Raw genomic sequence first — 2,001 nt, 5'->3', positions numbered from 1 at the left:
GCGGCGCCGGCACAGCCTGCTCCGCGGCTGGCACTGCGACCACGGGGCCCGCGTCGACCCGCCCGCCGCGACGATCCTGCGCGCGGAGGAGGTACCGCCGTACGGCGGTGACACCACCTGGTCGAACCTGGCCGCCGCCTACGCGGGCCTGTCCGCGCCGGTGCGGGCGTTCGCCGACGGGCTGCGCGCGGAGCACCGGCTCGGCGTGGGCTATCAGCCGCGGCCCGGTGAGGACGCCTACGTCCGCCATCTGCTCGGCCGTCAGGTGGCGACGGTGCATCCGCTGGTCCGGGTCCATCCCGAGTCCGGCGAGCGGTCGCTGTTCGTCAACGGCTACTACCTGGAGCGGATCCAGGAGCTGTCCCGGGCGGAGAGCGCCCGCGTCCTGGAGATGCTGCTGGAGCAGGCGGTCCGCCCCGAGTACACGGTCCGGTTCCGCTGGGAGCCGGGCAGTGTGGCCTTCTGGGACAACCATTCGACGATCCACCTCGCGCCGAGCGACCACACGGTGTCGGGCGCGCCGCGGATCATGCACCGGGTGATGCTGGCCGGGGAGGTCCCGGTGGGCGTCGACGGCCGCGCCTCCGAAGCCCTGACGGGGAGCCGGCCGGGAGTGTGGTGAGAGGTCCCGCGCCGCCGGGCGTGCCGCCTCCGGAAGCGGCGGCCGCCGGCGATCGGCGCCGGCGGCCGGCCGGGCCCCCTGCTACTCGAACGGCGTCGGGTCGCCCGCGCCCCGGCGGACGATCTCGGGCGCTCCCTCGGAGAAGTCGACGACCGTGGTCGGCGTGGTCCCGCACTCGCCGGAGTCGAGGACCGCGTCGACCACGTGGTCGAGCCGTTCCTTGATCTCCCAGCCGATGGTCATCGGCTCCTCGTCCCCCGGCAGGAGCAGCGTGCTGGAGAGCAGCGGCTCCTCCAGCTCCTCCAGCAGCGCCCGGACCACCGGGTGTTCGGGGATCCGCACGCCCACGGTCCGCTTCTTGGGGTGGGCCAGCTTCCTGGGCACCTCGCGGGTGGCCGGAAGGATGAAGGTGTACTGGCCCGGCGTCGCCGCCTTTACCGTCCGGAACACGTCGTTGTCGATCTGCGCGTACTGGCCGAGCTGGGCGAAGTCGCGGCAGACGAGAGTGAAGTGATGCCGGTCGTCCAGCTGGCGGATCGCCCGGATCCGGTCGACGCCGTCCTTGCTGCCCGTCCGGCATCCCAGCGCGAAACAGGAGTCGGTGGGGTAGACGATCAGCGCGTCCTCCCGGAGGCTCTGCGCCACCTGGGCGATCGTGCGCGGCTGGGGGTTGTCGGGGTGAACGTCGTAGTACTTGGCCATTCGACGAGCTTAGGGCCGGTCCCCCGGGGTGGGGGACCGGTTCGGGGGTCTACGGGCGTTCGCGACGCGCCTTCCCGGCGTCCTTCATCCGTTCCAGCGACCGCGTCAACTGGCGCAGGGAGAAGCCGGAGCCCTGCGAGGAGGTCCGCTCCCCCTCCGCCGGGTCCTCCGGGTGCGGGGCGGGCAGCGCGGCCGGCCCCGCCGAGGCGCGGAGCGCGGTCAGCGCCTCGTGGGCCTGCTCGGCCGCCTCCCGGTAGAGGTCCCGGGAGCGGGTCATGGCCTCCAGTGCCTCCTTGTACATCACGACCAGCCGCTCGGCGTGCGCCAGCCGCTCCTGGAGGGTCACCAGGTGCCACTGCTCGCGCATCACCCGCACGCCCTCGGCGGCCCCCTCGGGGAGCGGGGCGGGCAGGGCCGCGAACCGGTGCAGCACGTCGATGAGCGCGGTGGGCTCCGAGCCGTCGAGGAAGACGCTGCGCACCATGAAGTCCGGGCGGTCGTAGCCGGGGCGGGCCGGCTCGCCGGGCAGGACCACGGCGCCGCCGCGGGGCACCTCGATGCCGTGGTCCTTGAGCGCCCAGTTCACCGCGCGGTACTGGTCCGGGGCGGCCCGGTGCTCGACCACCCGGTGCCGCAGCCCGGCCGGGAGCCGGCGCACCAGGGGGCGCAGGCCGCGG

The 2,001-nt window shown here is 74.3% G+C and carries 2 protein-coding genes and 1 pseudogene; 1 reads left to right on the top strand and 2 read right to left on the bottom strand.

Features of this window, described 5'->3' with window-relative positions; all coding sequences use genetic code 11:
* The coding region (locus HW445_RS28645; protein ID WP_180223752.1) for a TauD/TfdA family dioxygenase at window positions 1–622 on the top strand (622 nt) is incomplete at its 5' end.
* 81 nt (window positions 623–703) lie between these two features.
* Here HW445_RS28645 and HW445_RS28640 read toward each other — a convergent pair.
* A complete protein-coding gene (locus tag HW445_RS28640) occupies window positions 704–1,324 on the bottom strand; it encodes an L-threonylcarbamoyladenylate synthase (protein WP_180223751.1) in 621 nt (206 codons plus the stop codon).
* Window positions 1,325–1,373: 49 nt separating this feature from the next.
* Window positions 1,374–2,001 (bottom strand): annotated as a pseudogene (locus HW445_RS28635) (hypothetical protein); the annotation flags it as partial.

Source organism: Streptomyces sp. UH6 (genome assembly GCF_013421635.1).
GTDB lineage: Bacteria > Actinomycetota > Actinomycetes > Streptomycetales > Streptomycetaceae > Streptomyces > Streptomyces abyssomicinicus.
The sequence above is the reverse complement of the archived record's forward strand: the minus strand, read 5'-3'. Positions and strand labels throughout refer to the sequence as shown.